18 protein-coding genes are annotated in these 20,859 nt (G+C 44.5%); 12 read left to right on the plus strand and 6 right to left on the minus strand.

Features of this window, described 5'->3' with window-relative positions; all coding sequences use genetic code 11:
• Window positions 1-29: 29 nt before the first annotated feature.
• Window positions 30-1,280 carry a hypothetical protein gene (locus ABMY42_RS13385; RefSeq protein ID WP_349266412.1) on the plus strand — a complete coding sequence of 417 codons (1,251 nt, stop codon included), beginning with the start codon at window positions 30-32 and terminating at the stop codon, window positions 1,278-1,280.
• Between the two features lie 94 nt (window positions 1,281-1,374).
• Window positions 1,375-2,313, plus strand: coding sequence for a LysR family transcriptional regulator (locus ABMY42_RS13390; protein ID WP_005447345.1), 939 nt, complete (start codon window positions 1,375-1,377; stop codon window positions 2,311-2,313).
• Between the two features lie 35 nt (window positions 2,314-2,348).
• On the opposite strand, the gene ABMY42_RS13395 is transcribed toward ABMY42_RS13390, so the two are convergent.
• The gene (locus ABMY42_RS13395) at window positions 2,349-2,795 is read right to left on the minus strand and encodes a hypothetical protein (RefSeq protein WP_349266413.1); all 447 of its coding nucleotides are present in this window, start codon (window positions 2,793-2,795) and stop codon (window positions 2,349-2,351) included.
• A gap of 363 nt (window positions 2,796-3,158) precedes the next feature.
• On the opposite strand from ABMY42_RS13395, the gene ABMY42_RS13400 reads away from it, so the two are divergent.
• From ABMY42_RS13400 to ABMY42_RS13425, 6 genes are all read left to right on the plus strand, one after another.
• Complete coding sequence (locus ABMY42_RS13400) at window positions 3,159-3,650, plus strand: VOC family protein (RefSeq protein ID WP_005428296.1); 492 nt, start codon at window positions 3,159-3,161, stop codon at window positions 3,648-3,650.
• A gap of 218 nt (window positions 3,651-3,868) precedes the next feature.
• The gene (locus ABMY42_RS13405; protein ID WP_349266414.1) at window positions 3,869-5,539 is read left to right on the plus strand and encodes an ABC transporter ATP-binding protein; all 1,671 of its coding nucleotides are present in this window, start codon (window positions 3,869-3,871) and stop codon (window positions 5,537-5,539) included.
• Window positions 5,532-7,220, plus strand: a complete 1,689-nt coding sequence (locus ABMY42_RS13410; RefSeq protein ID WP_349266415.1) for an ABC transporter ATP-binding protein — start codon at window positions 5,532-5,534, stop codon at window positions 7,218-7,220. Before ABMY42_RS13405 ends, ABMY42_RS13410 begins: the two co-directional genes overlap by 8 nt.
• A 51-nt stretch (window positions 7,221-7,271) precedes the next feature.
• Complete coding sequence (locus ABMY42_RS13415; protein WP_349266416.1) at window positions 7,272-9,245, plus strand: TonB-dependent receptor; 1,974 nt, start codon at window positions 7,272-7,274, stop codon at window positions 9,243-9,245.
• Window positions 9,245-10,492, plus strand: a complete 1,248-nt coding sequence (locus ABMY42_RS13420) for an MFS transporter (RefSeq protein ID WP_349266417.1) — start codon at window positions 9,245-9,247, stop codon at window positions 10,490-10,492. The genes ABMY42_RS13415 and ABMY42_RS13420 overlap by 1 nt, the downstream gene beginning before the upstream one ends.
• A gap of 153 nt (window positions 10,493-10,645) precedes the next feature.
• Complete coding sequence (locus tag ABMY42_RS13425; RefSeq protein WP_009695980.1) at window positions 10,646-11,512, plus strand: AraC family transcriptional regulator; 867 nt, start codon at window positions 10,646-10,648, stop codon at window positions 11,510-11,512.
• Window positions 11,513-11,748: 236 nt separating this feature from the next.
• Here the strand turns inward: ABMY42_RS13425 and ABMY42_RS13430 are convergent, their stop codons facing one another.
• The gene (locus ABMY42_RS13430; RefSeq protein WP_009695978.1) at window positions 11,749-12,210 is read right to left on the minus strand and encodes an ecotin family protein; all 462 of its coding nucleotides are present in this window, start codon (window positions 12,208-12,210) and stop codon (window positions 11,749-11,751) included.
• 210 nt (window positions 12,211-12,420) lie between these two features.
• On the opposite strand from ABMY42_RS13430, the gene ABMY42_RS13435 reads away from it, so the two are divergent.
• The 3 genes from ABMY42_RS13435 (at window position 12,421) to ABMY42_RS13445 (ending at window position 13,831) form a co-directional block, all read left to right on the plus strand.
• Window positions 12,421-13,017, plus strand: coding sequence for a LysE/ArgO family amino acid transporter (locus ABMY42_RS13435; RefSeq protein WP_349266418.1), 597 nt, complete (start codon window positions 12,421-12,423; stop codon window positions 13,015-13,017).
• Window positions 13,018-13,056: 39 nt separating this feature from the next.
• Window positions 13,057-13,476 carry a VOC family protein gene (locus tag ABMY42_RS13440; protein WP_009695976.1) on the plus strand — a complete coding sequence of 140 codons (420 nt, stop codon included), beginning with the start codon at window positions 13,057-13,059 and terminating at the stop codon, window positions 13,474-13,476.
• A 103-nt stretch (window positions 13,477-13,579) separates the two neighbouring features.
• Window positions 13,580-13,831, plus strand: coding sequence for a TIGR03643 family protein (locus tag ABMY42_RS13445; protein ID WP_005447331.1), 252 nt, complete (start codon window positions 13,580-13,582; stop codon window positions 13,829-13,831).
• A gap of 29 nt (window positions 13,832-13,860) precedes the next feature.
• Here ABMY42_RS13445 and ABMY42_RS13450 read toward each other — a convergent pair whose 3' ends face one another.
• From ABMY42_RS13450 to ABMY42_RS13465, 4 genes are all read right to left on the minus strand, one after another.
• The gene (locus tag ABMY42_RS13450) at window positions 13,861-14,586 is read right to left on the minus strand and encodes a hypothetical protein (RefSeq protein ID WP_005447330.1); all 726 of its coding nucleotides are present in this window, start codon (window positions 14,584-14,586) and stop codon (window positions 13,861-13,863) included.
• A 507-nt stretch (window positions 14,587-15,093) separates the two neighbouring features.
• Window positions 15,094-17,784 (minus strand): alpha-glucosidase, encoded by a 2,691-nt coding sequence (gene ygjK / locus ABMY42_RS13455; RefSeq protein ID WP_349266419.1) that lies wholly within the window; start codon window positions 17,782-17,784, stop codon window positions 15,094-15,096.
• Window positions 17,785-18,044: 260 nt separating this feature from the next.
• On the minus strand, window positions 18,045-18,812 hold the full coding sequence (locus ABMY42_RS13460; RefSeq protein ID WP_005447325.1) for a hypothetical protein: 768 nt from the start codon (window positions 18,810-18,812) through the stop codon (window positions 18,045-18,047).
• A gap of 456 nt (window positions 18,813-19,268) precedes the next feature.
• Window positions 19,269-20,402 (minus strand): MBL fold metallo-hydrolase, encoded by a 1,134-nt coding sequence (locus ABMY42_RS13465; protein WP_029788761.1) that lies wholly within the window; start codon window positions 20,400-20,402, stop codon window positions 19,269-19,271.
• Window positions 20,403-20,559: 157 nt separating this feature from the next.
• Here ABMY42_RS13465 and ABMY42_RS13470 point away from each other — a divergent pair, with 157 nt between their 5' ends.
• Entirely contained in the window at window positions 20,560-20,805 is a 246-nt protein-coding gene (locus ABMY42_RS13470) for a Rho-binding antiterminator (RefSeq protein WP_281187840.1), read from the plus strand.
• The last annotated feature ends 54 nt before the right edge of the window (window positions 20,806-20,859 follow it).

Consider the following 20,859-nt stretch of genomic DNA (forward strand, 5'->3'; position numbering starts at 1 on the left):
GATGAAACGTGTGAATAGTGAAGCCGCTTATGAACAAGGTCGTATTGGTATTTGGTGGATTGGGGAGCGCCAAATCGTCTGTGGTGGGTTTGTATAAGAACCTTCTGCACACCTTAAGTTCTCGCTTTGATGTCGTCGCCATTGACCCTGCAGTTCAACATCCCAAGTCCTGTGCATCGCAGTTTCAATTCCCTTACTCCGCTCGCTACGCCAGTTTCGATATGTTTTTACAGGCTCATTCACACACTGATGTTGTTGCCGCCTTCGTTCTAACACCGGTCGGCACACATCTTTCCATCATTGAACAAGTGAGTAATGCCCTCGACATTCAAAACCTGTTGTTTGTGGTTGAGAAACCGTCCTTCTCTTTAGCTGAAATCGACACAGGCTTTAACCAAGTCATTCCTAAGCTTAAACGTCGCGGAGCACTGTTTTACTTTATTGATACCGCTTTGGTTTCCCCTTCGTTGGAAGCACTCTTTGCCGATTCATCTATCGCGCTACCTGGCTCTGCCCCGCGGAAGATCATCGCGATTGCAGCCGACAACCCTATCGACAATGATGAAGCGATCCAAGACTTTCGTTTTGAAAACCGAATTGCGTTACTCAACACCAGAAAGCTACTTAACTTAGCCACCAGCGGCGGCGGAGGTTATGGCTTTGATATGGGCATTCATGCGATTGCAGGGCTAGTTCGCTACCTGCATAAATCCGGCATAGGAGACTCGCAAGTTGAACTAAAACAGATCCGTGCCGAACGTATTAACGAATCGCAATTGGAGTACACACAAGGCGCTGAAACCCATCTCTATATCGAAGGCGAACTCACGTCTCCGGAGGGCAATATTGAAGTCGTGATTGAGGCAGGAAAAGCGGGTGATATTTGGGACAGACGGTTGGAACTGCACTACACAGACCGCGTCATCGCAATTGGCTTTGGCACACTCAAGCATCCTCCTTATCTTTGGGAGAGAAGCCCCAATGGCATCAAGAGCACCACATTTGATGTTTCTGGCTCAGGTTATGCGATGCACTTTAATGACATCCTATGCGCGCTTGGTTTTGACGCAGAGCCTTTGCTCTCACAACAAGAAAGCGAAGCCTTGATGTCACAATCGATGAACTTGCTGCGCTGCGTATTTGACGCCATCGGCTATACCCATCAAGTTCGCGAACGAAACATTACCGTGGCTGATAAACACATGCCCAAATACCTATCGGAAGCAGAGCTAGAGATTAGGAAAGAGCTCAGTCAATACCTCAACAGTTTGATTCATTAAATGGGCAACGAGTCAGTATTTCTGGCTCAATTCAATTAAGTGATATAGTTTCTATTCATACCCTTCAATTTGTAAGTTGAATGATAGGAATATCATGATAAATCTATCCCACTTAATCAAAAATGATATGAACCTGCTGATTTGTCTGTACGTTTTACTGCAAGAACGCAGCGTGAGCAGAACCGCAGAAAAGCTATTCTTATCTCAATCGGCCGTCAGTAAACAACTTACTAAATTGCGCCAGGAGTTTGATGACCCCTTATTCGAGCGAGAATCCAAAGGTTTATTGCCGACCCCAAAAGCCTTGGCATTGGAGAGCAAACTGCAACAAATCCTGATGCAAATTGATCAGCTTCGTGAACCAGAAGAATTTGACCCAGAACGCTCGACTCGCGTTTTTAGTATCGATCTTATCGAAACCGCTTACTCCACAATTTACCCACGTTTTCTGCCTCAGGCGTTATCCAGTGCACCGAACATCACCATCAAAAGTGCCGATTGGAGCCACAGCAGTATTACTCGATTACAAAGGCGAGAAATCGATTTTGGTGTCGGTATTTTTGAGTTTGATGATCGTTCGAAAACCCATGTCGACACCATCCCTGACACACTGAATTACGCGGAACTGATGCGCGATACTTCGGCATGTATATTGAGAAAAGGACACCCTGCATTAGAGGAAGAATGGAACCTTGATGCGTTCTTAAAGTACCGCCATATACAAGTCATCACAGGAGGCGTGTCTAGTTGGCTACTGCACGAGGTGCTCGACACAAAACGACTGCGCATTGATAACGCCGTCAACATGTCCGACATTTCCAGTGCGGTAAAACTGTGTGAAAAAAGCGACTTGGTACTGACCTACCCCTACAAAAGCATCCGCGAGTTCGAAGGTAAATCAGACATTGTGATCAAGCCGCTCCCGATAGAGATGGAGCCCGGTGGGTTCTTTCTACTTTGGAACAAGCAACTCGACAACGACCCAAGCCATAAATGGTTAAGAGAGCTAATCGTCAGTCAGTCTTATGCTTAATCTCAGAGCCTGTAACCAAAGTAGAAAATGCAAAGCTATGAGTTGATGTACTGTAGATGAACATTCAAGCGCCAAAAGTAGAGTGCTTGCAAAGCGATAACAGAGAATATCGAAAGTAATTCAATAATAAAATAATGTTGATCGCCAAAATCAAAAGATACGATAGCCATCCCAACAAGCACAGATAAAGCGACAAACCTAAAAGACAAAGGGATAGATAAAGCGATAGAGCGAAGAATGTAGGTTTTACCATCTCTATTGTTCGTTCTATACGTGACACCTACCCCCAAAATTGACACGACTAAGATACCGATAGCCTCGGTTATCATAGCTTCATTGCTTGCATACGGTGCCAAGATCATCAAGTACGGGGTTACCGTATAAAAGATTAAGAATATTAAAGCGTATTTAATCCAATCACTGTCTGGCACTTTGTTGTCTCTTAGCTCCTCAGACAGCTTTGATGTTTTCCAAATGTACAAATTATTATTCCTTTTATATGTGAGCTCAGATTAAAGGCTCCCCTAAAACCCTAACTACCAACGTTCAAAAACAACCAGTCAATATCAATAAAAACAGATAACTAGCGGCAACTTCGGTCTGAAGTTTACCTCACAAAACCATTCACAATCGATATAAAACAACCCAAAAAGCAAAGGAATTTATAAGATAACCGTTTGATAAGCTCGCGGAATACATTTGTTTATTCTTCTCCTTACCCACCAATAACAAAATATTATCATTATAAAAATTATTGATAATTTCATGTAATCAGAAATTCTCCATATACTCACCTCCATCGAAACGAAACACGAATTAAACATCACAGGTTTTGGAGCAGAATTATGAAAATGAATCACGTAGGCATTATGGTTGGCGATATGGACAAAGCAGTAGAGTTCTACACTAAAGCGCTTGGTCTTCGCATCGTAATGAACAACACAAAAGTTATCGAAGAGCGCGAATCAGCAATCGGTCGTATGTGTATCGCCGTATTCGGTGAAGGCTTCAAAGGCTTCAACATCGCTCACCTAGTGACGTCTGACGGCATCGGTGTTGAGTTGTTTGAAATGAAAGAACGTCAAGAGCGTCACGAAGTAGATTTCTCTCGTTTAGGCATCTTCCACTTCTGTCTACAAGTAGCGAAAGAGCAGTTCCCACAAACAATCAAACGTATTGAAGAGTTTGGTGGTAAAGCTCGCATGGACATCATGCGCTACCACCCAGAAGACGACAGCAAACAAGCTCAAATGATCTACATGGAAGACCCGTTTGGTAACCTATTCGAGCTTTACTCACACACTTACGAAGAGACTTACGCGTCTGATTACGAATAATTAAACGTCTAAGAACAAAAAAGGACTGGCACTAAACCAGTCTTTTTTTTGCAATAAAATCAGTTTATTAAGCTCAAACAATCTATATTGCTTCTTTTTTAACTCCCACGTTAATATTGCTAGCACATAAAGATTCCCGATATTCGCTTTCTATTTCCCGATATTGCTATTGTTAAAATAACGCTTAGATGAGAATACCTCCCATTAAGGAGTCATCTATGCATCTAACGGACAAGATGAGCGTCACTCAAGCACTCATCTCATTATTAAAAACGGAAAAAAAACGCATCGCTTATACCGGTGTTAGCGCTGTGTTGTGTGTGTTCGCAGAACTCGCCACTTGGATTTGCTTATACGCCGCATTGAGCAAGTACCTAAATACCCAAAGTCTCTATTTCTACTTAGCCCTTATGACTATTGCAGTCTGTGTGCGCTATTTTTTCTATACGATTTCGGTATGGCAGGCGCACCTTGCTGCTTATCAAATTATTCAGACCATTAGGCAGAAGCTCGTTCGTGCTCTGTCCGAAATGCCAACCGCTAAACTGATGCAATACCATCGTGGAGATATAGAAAAACGACTCAGCGACGATTGTCAAAGCCTTGAACCTCTTATTGCTCATCATACGACCGATATTATTACTGGTACTTTACTTCCGTTTGTTTTGCTTGGTTTTATGGTCAGCATCGACTGGCAACTAGGCTTAATCGCATTAAGTCCTCTCCCCCTCGCCGTGATTGCCCAAACAGTCATGATGCGTGGCTTTTCAGATAGACAAAAAAAGTACAATCAAGTCGTTGCGAATATGCACAAAGCGCAACTAGAGTTTTTGCGTAGCATCGGCGTGATGAAACTATTCGGCGTTGACGCGGACTCTTACCGCCAGTTAAGCAATAACATGACTAAGCACCACAAGCTGGTTAACGCTTATACCAATCAAATGGTTGGAGCATGGGTCACCTTTACCACCTTAGCTCAGGCGTCTTTGGTTCTTGTTATTCCATTCGCCATCGTCAAATTGACCCAAGGTTCATTAAGCCCGGTCGAGCTCGCGATGATCGTGATTCTTTGTGCCGGCATCCTTAAACCATGGTTGGATCTAACACAGATATTTGGGCAAGTGCAGCAGTCCTTTTCTTCTCTAGAGCGAATACTACCTCTGTTCTCAGCAACGTCGGATCAACATTTCAAATCCATTGCAACGCCTTATGTCGAGCTTTGTTGTGAAAACTTAGCAGTCAAACGTGACTCACTCGATATCGTCAGTGGACTGAACCTTCAGTTATCTCATGGCGAGTGCATCGTAATTCAAGGCGCATCAGGCTCAGGGAAAAGTAGTCTACTGGCAACGCTCTACGGAGAATTAGCAACATACGAAGGCGATTGGTTTATTAACCAAAAAGCCGTGTCTTCGATGTCCGATAGAGAACGAAGCCAATTTATCTCAGTTGTCGACCAACACCCTGTTTTCTTCAGCGCATCAATACGCGAAAACTTAGTCTTAGGAGATCGATTGATACACGACTCCGTGATTATCAAACTCCTCGATATGCTTGGACTTTCTGCACTTATCGAACAGCTTCCGAATGGTTTGTATTCCAGTATGGATGAAACCGAACGCAATTTTAGTGGAGGGGAACTACAGCGGTTAGCCATCGCTCGCGCCATGCTAGTACGCCCTGCCATTCTGGTTTTAGATGAAGCGACTTCTCATCTAGATAAGGTAACGGAAAATCGTGTTCTAGAAGCAATACGTCAACATGCACCGCAGCAAATCCAATTGGTCATCAGTCATGGTTCACAAGCATTAACTATCGCTAACCGAGCGTTTTCATTATCACACGGACAGCTTAAACAAATTCATCTTGAGGAGACCGTCTGTGCGTAACATTCTCAAGCTACTCGATCACGCCGATATCAATCCAAAAACGTTTTTGGTTGGCATCGCTGGCAAAGTGTTCAGTGAGATTCTGCCATTATTTTGTTGGCTACTGATATTCGGAGCCCTTACCCAAACATGGTTACTTTCTCTTGAAGCCCTATTCGCAGTTTCACTTATCACGGTTGTCGTTCAGTGGCGGTTAGGACAATCCGCCAAACAAAGCTTCTTAGGCGCTTATGACATTACTCACCACCTGAGAAAAGTGCTACTACATGACATTCGTAGCCAACCGTTTTCCAAGATCACGGGGCAAGGTCTGGGAGAGCGCATTAAGCTAATTACTCGTGATTTAAAAGCATTCGAAGACATTTTTAGTCACCTAATTGCTGACTTGATCGCAGCTTTGGTGGTTCCTTTCGCGATGCTTTGTGTACTGCTATTTTGCTCACCTTACCTAGCCTCACTTATGCTGATTGTTATGGTGATCGCGAGCCTATTGCTGTGGAAATTCGAAGATAACTTTTCCAAGCAAGCACAACGCCATGTCGATAAAAACGCTTCTTGCACCAACAAACTGCTCGAATACATAGCTTGTTTACCAACGCTAAAACGCTTTGGTCGCAGTGAAGTATTAGCGACTCCACTTAATCAAGAATTAGCAGACTTGCGCAAAACAGGGTTAGGGGTTGAATGGGCTGGTGGAATTGGCGTCATTTTAGCAAGCTTGTTACTTGAGCTTTCTATTCCGATGGTTGCGGCGCTCGGTGCTTACTTAATGAGCCTGGGCAACCTTACGCTCGGGGAGTGGTTAGTTTCAATCATTGCTGCCGTCGCTTGTATCCGACCATTTGTACGCATGACTATTTTCTCTACGTTACTCAGATACATGGCTAAATCTGCCGATCGTCTATATGCCCTAAGCCAAGAACCGCAGCAACCTGTGCATGGTGTTCAAGCACATCAACACGATATCGAATTCAAAGCGGTTGAGTTAACTCTGGATGGCAACACCATTCTTAAAGACATCAATTTGCAGGTTCCATATGGGCAACATATCGCGCTCATCGGTACCAGTGGAGCGGGAAAAACCACCTTGCTAGATTTACTTGCTGCATTCCACATCCCCACTCATGGAGCGGTAAAAATTGGTGGTTGCACGGTAGAAGCAACAGGGACAATGCACTGGTACCAGCACATCTCCTACGTTACCCAAAATGTGCAATTGTTCGCTGGGACGCTAAAAGAAAACTTGCTCATCGCCAAAAAAGACGCGAGCACCGAAGAGTTAGAAACTGCAATCACTACCGCAGGACTTGATGAGCTGATCGCTCGCTTGCCACAAGGACTAAACACCGAAATAAACGAGAATGGCAAGGATTTATCGGGTGGAGAACGTCAACGCTTGTCCCTCGCAAGAGCGTTGCTTCATGATGCGCCCATTGTGCTGCTTGATGAGTTTACATCCGCACTCGACCACCCCAAACAACGGGAAATACTGCATAGCATTACCGAGTGTTTTGCCTCTAAAACCATGATCACAGTAGCGCATCGATTGGACACCATTGCTGATGCAGATTGCATCTATTTGATGAACCACGGTCGCATTGAGGATTTTGGCTCGCACGACCAATTAATCGCAACCTCTTCCCACTACCAGTCTCTGTGGGAAGCTCAACATAACAATTAAAAATTCAGCGCTGTGAGTAGTGCTAACTTATTCAGATTCAAGGAAAACAGTATGTACAAGATTTCTTCGCCGCGCACCGTCATTGCGAGCGCTATCCTCACAATTTTGGGTACTTCATACTCCTATGCCGAAGAGACGCCACCAGCAATGGAAGTGGTTATCGTTGAAGCAACCAAGTTCGATACTCCTTTATCGCAAGTGAACAATTCAGTTGTGGTCAAAACGGGAGAAGAACTCGAAAAAGCGGGCATTTATCAGGTCAAAGATCTCGAGATGGTATTCCCTGGACTGCTTATACAAACTCGCGGGAACCGAACTTACGCCAACACCACCGTTCGTGGGATTAGTTCACCTGACTACTATTCGCCAACCGTGAGCATTTATGTTGATGGCGTCCTGCAAGATAACGCTTTTGTCACTCAACCGCTGATTAACGTGGAAAAAGTCGAATTGCTGCGCGGTCCGCAAGGCACACTTTACGGTGGGAACGCGCAAGGCGGTGTCATTAACATCGTGACTCGTCGTGAAACTGACGCCACCGAAGTTAAAGCTTCTGCTTTATATTCTAATTTGAGTCAGCAAGTTGATGCTGTCGCCGCTACCCGTTTATCTGACTCCATTTCAGCGGATATTGCCGCTAGATATGTCTACGATGAAGGTGATATTAAACACGCCACCAGCGGGAAAAAAGACGCAAACGATGCAGATGAGCAAGCATTAAAAGTTCGCTTTCACTACTTACCAAATGACTCAAAACTTAGCGCAACCCTATCAGTCGCCGCAGATAAGCTCGACAGTCATGAGGAGTGGTACCTCACTGAGAGTGAACATGACTCTGGTGTAAAAGACGCACCAATCCCCAAACTTAAGCGAGACGTTAATACTTTCGCGCTGAATCTTGGTTACGATTTAGATTCCTCTCAAATCACAAGTATCACCGCTTATCAAACACGCGAGATAGACCGCGAATATGTCTATGGCTACTACCAAGAAGATCAAAACAAGTTCAGCCAAGAGCTACGTCTAAACCAACAATACAACGATCGTTTTAGCTACGTAGTTGGCGGCTACTTGGAATATCGCCGTTTGGACGTTTCAGCCAATAACGCACGAAATAAATTGGACTATGACACGTACGCGTTGTTTGGGCAGACAAACTACCAGTTTGCACCACAGTGGGATGTCACTCTTGGCGTCCGAGCTTCATACCTAAAAGTAAGCTCTGACTTCAACGGTAACCCGGCATGGTTTATCAATCCTTATAACAAGGAACAGACAGAATCGACGGTTTCACCAAAAGCTGCAATTGGTTGGCAAGCGAATGAGGACACTCGACTTTACGCTTCCATAACCAGTGGTTACCGACCGGGGGGCTACAACGTTGTTCCTCTGAGCAATGCAGATGCAAGCGGTTATGACGCGGAAAAATCACTGAATGGAGAGCTAGGCTGGCGCACCAACTTTGCGAATCAAAAAATCGATTTTAGTGGCGCATTGTACTGGATTAAAACGGATGATATTCAACTATATACCGGTACTCCAGGGCATCAAACTCTTAAAAATATGGGTGAGGCTCTGAGTAAAGGTATCGAAGCTGAGTTCGCTTTCTACCCAACCGATGATCTGACCATCACTGCTGCCGGGACTTTTGGACGTTCAACATTTGAATCAAACAACAGTACCTTTGAAGGGAATCGACTGCCTTACGCGCCAGACACCACGGCAACGTTGGGCTTTAACTATTACCTACCAGTAACAGGAATCAAAGGCGACATTTCGATCAACTCTCAAGCTCGTTATAACTCTAAAATCTACTTTAACGAAGCTAACTCACTATCACAAAGTGCGTACACTCTCGTCGATCTATCCATTAACTACGACTATAGCGAAGCTCTGTCTATCTCGCTCTTTAGCAACAATATTACTGACAAAGACTACACCACTTACGCATTCTCTTATGGTCAGACATACAGCAATTACGGTACAGGTAGAGAAGTTGGTGTGAAAGCGAAGTACGAGTGGTAATGAAACCTATGGTTAGCGCTCAAGGAATCAAACTCAAACCATTGCTCGCCGTTCTGGCGAGCGTTTATACCATCCAAAGCTTAGTCAGTATGTTCACACTTCAAGGCTTGCCAGCGATAATGCGACATGAGGGCATAGATACCTCCCAAATAGGATTGTTCTACCTTGCAATGCTTCCTTGGGTCGCTAAATTTTTGTGGTCACCTTGGATCGAACGGCAACGCAAAAAGGGAGCGAGTTTACAAAATCACGCCATCATTATTTTTGGTTCTCAGCTAGTTTTAATTGCCATACTCGTTGCGCTTTGCGTCATTGGAACGATCGAGAATCGAATGACCCTGTTTGCTGGTGTTTTGGTTATCAGCTTATTTTCCAGCTTCGCTGATATCGCTACAGACGGTCTGGCGATTGACCAGTTGGAGGCAAAAAGAAGATACCTAGGCAACGTCATGCAAGTTGGTGGTTCGTATCTAGGGGCTGTTTTTGGCGGTGGATTATTTATCTATGCGACTTCATTGCTCGATTGGCAAACCGCATTATTCGGTCTGGCTCTTCTGACTTTATTATTCAGTATGCCAACGCTTTGTTTATTCTGGAATCACGGCGCCAATCAGAAAAGCGTGCCAACAGCTCGCACTCCCTCCCTTAAAGCTGCATTTTCTAACCCTGAAGTAAGGATTGGACTGCTCCTTGTGACCGTATCGCAGCTCGGAACGAGAGGGGCATTATCAATGATGATGCCTTTCTTAGTCGACAGCGGTATACAGCTAGAAAACTTGGGTCTTTTGGTTGCCGGAGGGGGAGTGATTACCGGTTTAATTGGCGTAGTGCTAGGTGGCTGGTTAATCAAAAAAAGTCTATCACTCAATGTGTTACTACTAATGATGGTCTTTGAAGTTGTGTTTTTTAGCTTCTATTTAGCATACGACTTAAATATTGCTGAGCAGGGATGGTTAATCGCGGGTATCTTTGTCGTTAATGGCATCATTACGTCGGCTAAATTTGTTGCGCTTTATACTCTAATGATGGGGTTTGCCTCCGGACATCAGTCAGGTGTGAACTTCTCTCTTTTCCAATCGATGGATATGTTCATTGCAATCGTGATGGCTATCATTTGCGGGGCACTGATCGGCGCTTTCGGGTATTCAGTGCATTTTATGTTAATGATCGCTTTTAGCCTCATCGCTATCTTCATAATCCCAGTATTAAAACCAAATGAGAAGGCGAGCCTCATCTCACAAATCTAACCAAGCCCTGTCGTTAAAGAAGCTCTAGGTATATCCAGAGCTTCTTTCTCTGTGAACTCGACTTAGTTCAATAACCTCTACAAATGATATCTATTATCATTTATATTAATTGCTCAGGGGGATGCTCACGAGAAAACGACGAAGGTTGAAACAATGAGTAATATCGTGAAGAGCTTAAACTTAGTAGGCGGCGTAGATGGAACGTTTGATGTTGTTGCTCTCGATGATGGTGTGAATGCCTACATCGTTAACTGTACAGCAACAACGGACATTCAGTTCAATGATCCGGCAGACGCGGGGTTCTATATCAGCTTTGCTGGTATTAACCACGCCTACAGCCCAAAATACCCTGATTACCCTGCAGCATCTTTTGCTTCTCGATGCATAGCATCCCTTTTGCCGAAGCCTGAACCTGTAAACCCTATTGAGCTAGGAGAAGGAGGTCGAATTGAGAACATTCGAATTCATTTCCCATTACACCATAGCTTGACTAAAAATCTTCTTCCTCAAAATAGGGGCTCATCATTCAAGCCTTTCGATCTTTATGAAACAGGTTGGCAAATGCCACTTACAGGAGAGATTCTTAACGTTGCCAAATCGATTTGGAACAATGACTTCCAAGGTATAGCCCGAACAGTATGGCTAAGAGGAAAAATCTTAGAGCTGCTTGCGTTACTCATGGTGCACAAAGAGCCTAAGTCTCTCGCCGAGCAAGCGTGCGATCTCATTGCAACGCAGCCCCATATTGATTGGAACATACCGGGCTTATCTAAAGAACTCGCGACGAATGAATGTTATCTAAAGCAATCCTTTAGAGAGCAGTTCAATATGGGCGTCGCAAGCTGGATCCAAGCTTATCGCATCAGCCTTGCCAAAGAACGTTTAGCCAACCCTAATGAGTCCATCACCAAAATCGCCTTAGACTTGGGCTATCAAAGTGGTAGCTATTTTTCGAAGGTATTCAAACAGCACACCGGGCTTACGCCCAAAACATTTCGCAGCCGCTCTCCAAAACAGTAATCGGTGTCGCACAGCGACGAAAAAGCGTGATATAGAAAAAAGGCTTGGTACTGAACCAAGCCTTTCACTTATTAAATGACTTGTTGAGGCGGGGTGCGCTTTGAGATACCTCTTTGACAGCCAAGATGGCTTCATCACCTTTGATATGAATATTCAGGCGCAAAGTGCAGACGACGAACAACCCGCTAATCCTAACAAGCCACTATAAGTCAGAGCGGCTTTGCTAGGCTTCAAGATCACTCTTCAGGAGCCCATACGCGGATATCGACATCCAAATCAGCGGGAGCGTAAACCACGACTGGTAGCTTGCTGTTGTAACGGTACAAATCACGAGTCGGCATTTGCACGAACGTTTCGACCTTCTCCATATCTTCAGGACAAGCCATTAACGTTGAGATAGCACCACCCGCTGAAGAATCAACTTGATAGTAGGTATAACCCCAACCTTCCAATGTATGCTCCGTTACAGAGCCACCTAAAGAGACGCGGTTACAGTCTGTTTCCATCATTTTACCAACCACCAACTCTACGCGCTTATCTGCTTCGTTGCTTGCTGGGTCTACATAGAAAACATGTTTTGTCATGCTCTCCATTTCTGGAAACATCTCTGCTGATGGGCGAGATACATCATTTGCTGAATTCATTGCAGAACATCCGCTCAGTGCCATAGCACCGGCAGCTAACCAAACTGCTTTCATCGTTTTTTCCTTTTTCATATGGACGTGCATATTGTAACTGGGAACACCAGATTAGTGTAAATATGCGATGCAAATTGCTCACGGCTCTCACAATTACGACGTATCCCCCCATCGAACAGTTCTGGCAAGTCTCTAATCTGGACCTTGCAGCGATTTGGCGACAAGGTTATGGTTTGAAACCTGATTTGGTCACAATTCAAGGAAGAGAAAATGACCACCTATCTTGCTGGTTTTACGCTGGGCATTTCCTTAATTCTGGCTATTGGGGCGCAAAATGCCTTCGTTTTAAAACAAGGCATCAAACAGCATCATGTATTCTTAGTGTGCTTCTTATGCGCCTTGTCTGATGCCATTTTAATTTCTCTTGGTGTCGCGGGTTTCGGTTACTTGGTAACTCAGTTTCCTTTGATCGAGACAATTGCGCGTTACGCTGGCGCAGCGTTCTTAACTTGGTACGGCATCAGTAGCCTACGCTCTGCATTCACACAAAAACACATAATGAACCCTGAAGGTGATGCCTCAAAAAGTACATGGCAGACAGCACTGATTTGCTTGGCATTCACATGGTTAAACCCGCATGTTTATCTTGATACAGTGGTGTTGCTGGGCTCTATTTCCACTCAATATGAACCACATAAATGGCAGTTTGCGATAGGTGCTGTTTGTGCCTCTTTCGTATTCTTTTTCAGCCTAGGCTATGGCGCAAAACTGCTTATCCCGATCTTCAAACATGCGCGTTCTTGGCAGATTTTGGAATTCATCATTGGCTTTGTCATGCTGGCTCTGGCGATCAGCTTGCTGGTTTAGTGCGTATACTTTTCTCATCATGGAAAAAAGGGCAACGTCATGGCAAATCCGAGAAATCCAATTGAAGTAAAAGCGCTCGACCACGTGGTACTAAGAACAGACAATCTCGACGCGATGCTGCACTTTTACCGAGATATATTAGGATGCCCAATAGAGCGTGAATTACCAGACTTGGGGTTAACTCAGCTTCGTGCAGGAATGGCGATCATTGATTTGGTGACGGTCGATAGCGAACTCGGAAAGCTAGGTGGAAAATCGCCCAGTCAAAACGGTCGTAACCTTGACCACTTTTGCGTGCAAATTGCCCCTTTCGAGGAAAAAGAACTGCTGTCTTACTTACGCCAAAACAATGTGCATGTTGCAGAGTTTGCTGAAAGATATGGTGCCCAAGGCTTCGGGCGCTCTGTCTACTTGGAAGATCCAGAAGGCAATGTGGTCGAGCTGAAACCACAGAAATAATGCACCAGAAAACCACCCATTTTCGACCAGAAACATCCCTAAATGAATCCCAATCGCTGCGCGTTACGTATGTGTGTATCCAACAGCAGAACAGGATTAACGAATGACCTTTAGCGATGACATGCTATCAAGAATTATTGAAATGGCATGGGAAGATAGAACCCCGTTTGAAGCCATCCAACATCAATTTGGTTTGGACGAGAAAGGGGTTATTAACTTAATGCGCCACCACTTACAACCGAGCAGTTTTAAGCTTTGGCGACACCGAGTCTCCGGCAGGAAAACCAAACATCTAAAATTGCGCTCTCCAGAAGTGAAGCGTGGCTATTGCCCAACACAGTACAAACAACGTTGAGCTTCTCTTAAATTTCTAATGCTATGTGCTTAAACCATAAAATACGGCGCACTATCGCGCATGAACTCAGCCATTGAGGCTAGATAGTCCCATGTCTCTCGGTAAGTGTGGTTCATACACTGGGTGAACACCTGACACAAAGACGGGTCCTCTTCCAGCCACTGGCTGACGTGCTGAGCCGTATAAGAGACCTGCTTCACCTCATCATCCAGTATTTTTTGAATGGTTGGGCGCATCTCTTTCAGGTAAGGCACATCAGATTGATCAATAAAACTAAGCTGCGCGACCAGCAAACACCATGAACGGATTTCAACAGAATGCGCGCGGAAAAGGTGAATTTTAATATCGTCGTAGAAGTTGCTAACGTTGTTAAAATTGAAATCACTCGACTTGGCTTCTTGGTATACCTCAGTTTGGTATCCCGTCAACGGGATTAAGCTGGCATACATAGCGGAGTGATTTAAGTCGTTTTGACAATGGTGCATGATTTGCTGCTTCATCTCCCCTTGCGCATAACGATTGGCAATCATCTTGAGCCGCTCTGCGCCCTCTTCCTCATTGATGGCGTTGTGCAACAGGTAATACGCCATGGTTTGCTTACTCTGAAAAATCTCTTGAGTGAGCTCATTCATCGCTTTTGGTGTAAGGGAAGAATCCGAATAAAGGTAGCTTGCAATAGAGGCTTTGTACTCATTAGAGGGCACAAAGTTATTATCTTCTAACAAATTATAAAGGCTGGTCTGTAAACAATTCATGTCACCTTCCTTGATGGTGCTGCAACGCAACACGTCATGCTGACAACGTAGAAAGTGAGGTATTTATCAATACGCTCTTCAAGGTGAGGAAAATTCAGGCGGCAGAGTAGAGTGTTGGAATGATTTTGGCTCGGAGCGGCTGAACAGCGGCGAGATTTAGGGTTACTCTAATGCTTTTGCATGAATGTAAATGACCTCACTAATACTTGCAGCATATGCATTGTTACAGCATGGTTAAACGATCATTTTATAAATGTTATCTATTGCAAATCGACAGAATGAAATGCGGACAACTAACTTACCAATATTTAAAGAAAAATCTCTCTGTAGCGCAATTTCTATGGCAAACAACTTTTCAAAAACAGCGGAAAATTAGTGTTTTAGCTCTACAAAAACCGGACAGCTTTCACTGTCCGGTTTGATCTTATTGAGCCTAATTTGAAGGGGTTAAGCGGTTGTAGATGCTAGGGGGGTCATCTACAACGCTTAATGCTTTACGTTGTCAACTTATTTGCCCACAAAACCGTTGTACAACATGTAGAGGTGGGCAGCACTCCATGAGAAGTTATTTGCACCTTGTACTGCACCAGTTTCTGGGTTGTAGTTTTCCTGAATTGGCGTTGCTTCCGTTAGACCTTGAGCGTTCTTGAATAACTTATCGACCATCTGACGAGCTTCCACGCCGTAGCCGTAGTTGTCCATACCACGAACACCGAAGTAGAACTGATCGAGCCACACACGACCACGCCAGTAAATGTCTGGACCGTAAGCTGGGTTATCCATTGATGCGGTACCTAACGGGATCTTCGGCGAGTTAAACTTGCTGGTATCAAGCATGTTCTTCACCACTTTATCAGCATGCTCTTGTGTCGCCGCGTTGTTGAACAATGGTGACCAACCTTCAGGACCCATGCCGCGTTTGACTAGAGTTGGACCCGCACATTGGTTACTCAAACCTCCAGGTACCACTTCGATATCGTAGTAGAACCCTGTCGCTTCATCGAACATACAACGGTTGATGTACTCTTTGGTGTCATCCGCTTTCGCTTTAAACTCAGCAGCTTTCTCCGCTTTACCCAGAACGTCTGCAATTTGCGATAGGTACAGGTTATCTGAGTACCAGTAAGAGGCTTGGTCTACCGACTCTTGCATGAGCGAGTAACCTGACAACTTGTTCTCGTCATTGGTGTTCTCGTTGAACTTCACTTCCCAGTCTTTCTTCGCCTGAGCCAGTTTGTCCATGTTCGCAGCTGAAGTATCACGGTAAGTGATCTCCGAGCCTTGTGCACCCATCACCATATTGTACGTGTTGTCGAAACCATTGGTGTTGTGAGCGTAGCGACCCATTTGGTCAATCACTTCTGCTTCTTCTTGCGTTGGTAGATCAGACTTACCTTGCAAGTCATCGATGGTATCGATAAAGCCAAACACACCCGCGTTATCGCGCCCTGATTCCCAACCAGCAGCCACTTTTGCCGGAATGCTCATCGCCGTGTAATCACCAGAAGTCAGCAACTCATTGTATTTCTCGATTCCCGTCTCTTTGATCCACTTGTCACCATTTGCTTCGTCTTTGTACTGGAATTTCATGTCGTCTACAGACGCATCTGGTCCCCAAGATCCATCATTCACGTCATCTTCAAATACGGTGTGAATTGGGTCTTTCGCTGCACCGTATTCCGGAATGCCGTTCTTGTTGGTATCGCGAGCACGTAACCACCAATCGTGGAATGCAACGAGCTTCGGATACATCTCTTCTAACCACTGTTTCGCTTCTTCCGGACGATTATGTTCGTCTTTTAGTGCGGTATACACTTCCCATACTGCCCATGCCGCAAGAGATGGTTTGGTGTTACGTTCGTTCCAGTTCAAACCGTCTGTTGCCAGTGGGAAGACTTTTTTGTATTCCGCAGACATACCTTGCCAACGTTCAGCCGGTAAATTGTATGTCACCACATCAAGCAAGTAGCCTTCATCCCATGGACGCACAGGGTCGTCAGACTTAACTTGGTATTGGAATACCGTGCGAATGTTTTCCATCGCAACGTCTGGGTTGAAATGAGACATCGCGTACGCTTGTTTCCACGTATCCCACGGCCAAGTCATGTTGCCAGAGAAGTACGGCGCGGTAACAGAAGGTGTTACGGTGTCGTGGTCAATCGCGCCAGCAGCACCACGCCAGTTCGCACTGAGCGTTTCCATCGCCTTTACTGCAACGAATTCATGTTCTTTAGAAGCCGCGTCATTCGTTAGACCTTTTTCTAGGTATTCTTCCCAGCGCATTGCCGATTTGTGCATGTAACCGTTCGGGTCTGCCATCACATCGTCCAATTTAGCAAACTCAGAAGCTTGCTCTTTGGTGTTTTGCACGTGAGTGTAAGCCGTGTACAGTGTGATTTCTTCGCCGTTACCTAAGGACGCGGTTTGTACAAAACCTTTTTTGTCATCACTGATGGTTGAAGTTTCTGGCTTGATAGAGCGTGTCACTTCGAATTTCGAATCCCCCGAAGTCAGTAGAGACCATGAGTCACGAACTGCACCAAAAGATACTTCTACACCGCTATCGGTGGCTGTGATAGCACGAGAATAGGTAGGGTAAGCTTCTTCAACGCTGCGAACTGTACTGTCATCGTTCTTGTATAGCTGACCATCATCCGCGCGATAATCTTGCATTAACTCGCCGTCCCATTCGCCTTGAATAGCCAGCTTGTTCGGGTTCTTGATGGTGGTTTTAACAAGAGAAGTACGGTCTGTCACAAAGCGCATTTCAAGTTCGGCGGTGATGCCGTTATCGCCCGTGTATTTTTGAATCAATGCGCCAGGTTGTGAGTAAGCTTCTGTCAATTTGAGTGGCATAGGTTGACCATCAACCGTTAGTGCCAAACGGTCAAAACGTGCAGCCATGAATGACACATACTCTTCGGTTAGTAACGCTGTACCACCTAAGGTGATTTCACCACCTTTAGTGTCTAGTGTGTGACCATGCCACGAGCCGTTATCGAACATAGGAATGTAGCGAAGGTGACCACCATGAAGATCACGCAGTGCCACTGGCACACCCGCACGGTTGATGGTGTTATGGAATTCAGCCGCTTTCAATGGCGCATCCACGTTAGAGTCATTATCACTACTGTTGCATCCACTTAGTGTTAGAGCAACCCCGACAGCAATCGCACATAAAGAAGTCTTAAAGTGCATGTTATATCCCTCATTTATTGGCTTTTGGTCCTGATCAGGCGAAAAAAGGTCGAGACATGCCCTGCCGAGTTTCGATGATGAAGATTCAGCCTTATTTATTTCACTTTTGGATTTGAGAAGAGATCGGTTAATTTGTCTCTTCTTCGTTTGACCTATTTAAATAACAGGTCATTAATTTTGGATAATAGTGGGTCTTTGATACATTCATTATCAAACACATCCACTTAATATAAATTCTTTATTTTGTGATTAAATAGTCACTATTTTTCATTCGCCATTGAGATGGCTTTTAATAATTCACCGTCAATATTCGGAATCGTATCCGAAAGGAATATCTGATTGCCCGGAGTGTAAGTCATCAAGACGTTTCGGAGTCGCTTACTGCCTTCTCCGCTCTTGTTTTGCACATCAAATTCTATCAGTTTGTTGTACACCTCGTTCGCCAGTTTCTCTTCCTGTTCTTCAGTGATAGCAATGCGTCCCATGCAAATCGGTGGTCTCACATCATGGCTAAACACTTCATCTCGAAAGCGCTTAGCAAACAAAGTATCGAGCTTAGAACCTTCTTCGAAAATAAAGCGACCTTGGTCTTTAAAACGGTATTGGTCATCACCTTTTAGCTCGATGTAATCCATCATTTCCAACGCGCGGAAATAAAGCGTGATCGAGGTATGGGTCAATTGGTATTTGCTCGCAATATCTTGCGGAGACCATTCCTTCCGACGTAATAAATACAAAAAATCAAATAGGTACGGATACTGGTGAAATATTTCACTGTTAGTGTCGGTGATAAATTGCTCATTTTCTTGTTGCAGCTGTTTACCACGCATGGACAATTCGACTAAGTCGGTATCTAAATGAGTGGCATACGAGAGTATTTTATCCAACCCTAAAGACGTGTTATGCAACTGCCTTTTAATCGTTGATAGAGGAATTCCCATTCCAATAGAGAGGTCAGAATAACAAATACCCTTCTCTTTAATTTTTTCTCGCAAAGCAGCAAGTAAATACGTTGCAGAATTATTCATCGAACAATGCCTATTTTATTTTTGTCAGCATCCCTGATGATATATTCAAGAAATCCCTACTCTTGTGATGCCGGTTCCAAATATTTCCAGCAATTTCTATCTATTAAATATGTTTCAATGATGAGACTTTTTACCAAGCATTAACCGATCAATTTTTACCCACCAAGATTAAGCTTTAACCAGTTATTGCAAGCCTTATCAGTATGCGATGAGTATAATTGTTTTGATGCGTAAAATTAAGTTCACCTAGTTTTTTAGTAAAAGTTTTCTTTTTAAAGATTAAATTTTTAGGTGGTGAGTATCAAAAAGTTGCACTTAGAAAATTAGTCACGTGAGAGATCACAGAAAAACGGTGACTTGCTGGTAATTTATTGATTCGATGACCAGTAAAAAGCTTGTTATAAGGACCAAGAAAGTTGGTTAAATTGGTAGGGATATTATTGAAGCGTCGTCATATTATACCCTTATTTTTCTAGCTTGCTCACATAATTTTTCCACCTGCCACCATGCGTTGTTTTTATATTGTTGCGCGACATAAAAACTCTCGCCTGCCATAGGGGTAAGTAACTCAATGTGATCCACTTGGCAATGTGCTATCAAATCCTCAATCGGCTCATCCCATTTATGAGTAAACAACTCATACGTTGCCCAGTGTACTGGCAACAGCTTCTTTGCTTGCAGATCTTTAAAAGCTTGCACTGTGTGATGGGCTTGCATGTGCCCCCAATTCTCTACCGGATAACCTTGATTGCCTTTCACATCTGCCGCGACTTCCAGACAAGCAATGTCTATCGGTCCGCAGCGCTGAGCGATTTGTACAAAGTGATTGTCGTAAGCAGTGTCCCCGCTGAAATAAAGCGTCTCTTGTTGTCCTTTCACCACCCAAGACGCCCACAAAGTGGCATTCTTATCCAGATAAGTTCTACCTGAATTATGGTTAGCGGGCGTGCAAATCAACTCGACGTTGGCGTACTGAACGCTCTCCCACCAATCGAATTCCACTACGTTATCCGGTCTAACGCCCCAACGAATCAAATGCTTACCGACACCTAGTGGCACGTAAAATGTTACAGATCTATCAGAGTAATAACGTATAGTCGATGCTTCGAGGTGATCGTAATGATCATGAGAGATCAGGATGACATCGGGAGTCGGCAAGCTGTCGCGAACTGATGTATTGGGAATATTGCGCTCAAACCACGCCTTCGCAATCAACGGCGACGCGTAGTCGAACACAGGGTCAGTCAGGATGCGCACACCATCGGTCTCAATCATCAAAGAGGAATGCCCCAGCCAAGTGACTCGCATCGCTTGTTGTCGCTCTAAAAACCGCGTGGGCTCTATCACTGAATAAGGCAGTTGCTTATCAGGACTGAGCGGCGAACGCCCGCCCATGTAAGCCCAACACACTTGCCAAAATGACTGAGGGCTTGGCACGTTTGGCATCTTATCTTTGACGCGTCCATTTTCAAATTGAGCTGAGTGGTTGATGCGATGCGCCAACTGCGCGTAGTAAGTATGAGGAGTAATCAGTGATTGCGTTGCGCGCTCACGAGCCAAGTACGTGTTTTTAAGTGTCGTTTCAGACATGTCCTATCTACGTCTTGTTCACTAAACTATGGTTTTAGTTAAGCCTGCTTGTGTGTCTTTTTCATGACCAAAATAGGGCGTAAGATGAAGATTAGGTTTCAGAGAAGGATTCCTGTTCTTAGTCGGTCTTGATAAAGAACAGAAAAGGAGAAAAATTATGGTGACCTGCAGCCAATACGATTTTATTGAAATCGCCTGTATGTTTAAGCTACCCGTAGAAATTACGCTCAAGAACGGTGAGAAGCACCAAGGTAGCGCGTTCGATACTGGTTATGATATGGAACGCCAAGAATGCTTATTTTTGGATATTGAAAGTGAACGCATTTCGTTTCCAACCGAACAGTTAGTCGCGATGAAAGCACTCAAAGACAATCCGCATTTCAGTAAAGTCACCTTCGGTTGATTGTCCGATATTAACTCCTAAGCACCTAAGAATCAGATGTAAAAAAGCGCCCTT

The organism is Vibrio sp. SSH13-20, assembly GCF_040104475.1.
GTDB classification, from domain to species: domain Bacteria; phylum Pseudomonadota; class Gammaproteobacteria; order Enterobacterales; family Vibrionaceae; genus Vibrio; species Vibrio harveyi.

Coding starts and splice junctions, on each gene's coding strand:
- ABMY42_RS13445 (WP_005447331.1), top strand. CDS start 13,580: ATGACCTTTAGCGATGACATGCTATCAAGAATTATTGAAATGGCATGG.
- ygjK (WP_349266419.1), bottom strand. CDS start 17,784: ATGCACTTTAAGACTTCTTTATGTGCGATTGCTGTCGGGGTTGCTCTA.
- ABMY42_RS13450 (WP_005447330.1), bottom strand. CDS start 14,586: ATGAATTGTTTACAGACCAGCCTTTATAATTTGTTAGAAGATAATAAC.
- ABMY42_RS13385 (WP_349266412.1), top strand. CDS start 30: ATGAACAAGGTCGTATTGGTATTTGGTGGATTGGGGAGCGCCAAATCG.
- ABMY42_RS13425 (WP_009695980.1), top strand. CDS start 10,646: ATGAGTAATATCGTGAAGAGCTTAAACTTAGTAGGCGGCGTAGATGGA.
- ABMY42_RS13440 (WP_009695976.1), top strand. CDS start 13,057: ATGGCAAATCCGAGAAATCCAATTGAAGTAAAAGCGCTCGACCACGTG.
- ABMY42_RS13390 (WP_005447345.1), top strand. CDS start 1,375: ATGATAAATCTATCCCACTTAATCAAAAATGATATGAACCTGCTGATT.
- ABMY42_RS13420 (WP_349266417.1), top strand. CDS start 9,245: ATGAAACCTATGGTTAGCGCTCAAGGAATCAAACTCAAACCATTGCTC.
- ABMY42_RS13465 (WP_029788761.1), bottom strand. CDS start 20,402: ATGTCTGAAACGACACTTAAAAACACGTACTTGGCTCGTGAGCGCGCA.
- ABMY42_RS13415 (WP_349266416.1), top strand. CDS start 7,272: ATGTACAAGATTTCTTCGCCGCGCACCGTCATTGCGAGCGCTATCCTC.
- ABMY42_RS13460 (WP_005447325.1), bottom strand. CDS start 18,812: ATGAATAATTCTGCAACGTATTTACTTGCTGCTTTGCGAGAAAAAATT.
- ABMY42_RS13470 (WP_281187840.1), top strand. CDS start 20,560: ATGGTGACCTGCAGCCAATACGATTTTATTGAAATCGCCTGTATGTTT.
- ABMY42_RS13400 (WP_005428296.1), top strand. CDS start 3,159: ATGAAAATGAATCACGTAGGCATTATGGTTGGCGATATGGACAAAGCA.
- ABMY42_RS13405 (WP_349266414.1), top strand. CDS start 3,869: ATGCATCTAACGGACAAGATGAGCGTCACTCAAGCACTCATCTCATTA.
- ABMY42_RS13435 (WP_349266418.1), top strand. CDS start 12,421: ATGACCACCTATCTTGCTGGTTTTACGCTGGGCATTTCCTTAATTCTG.
- ABMY42_RS13430 (WP_009695978.1), bottom strand. CDS start 12,210: ATGAAAGCAGTTTGGTTAGCTGCCGGTGCTATGGCACTGAGCGGATGT.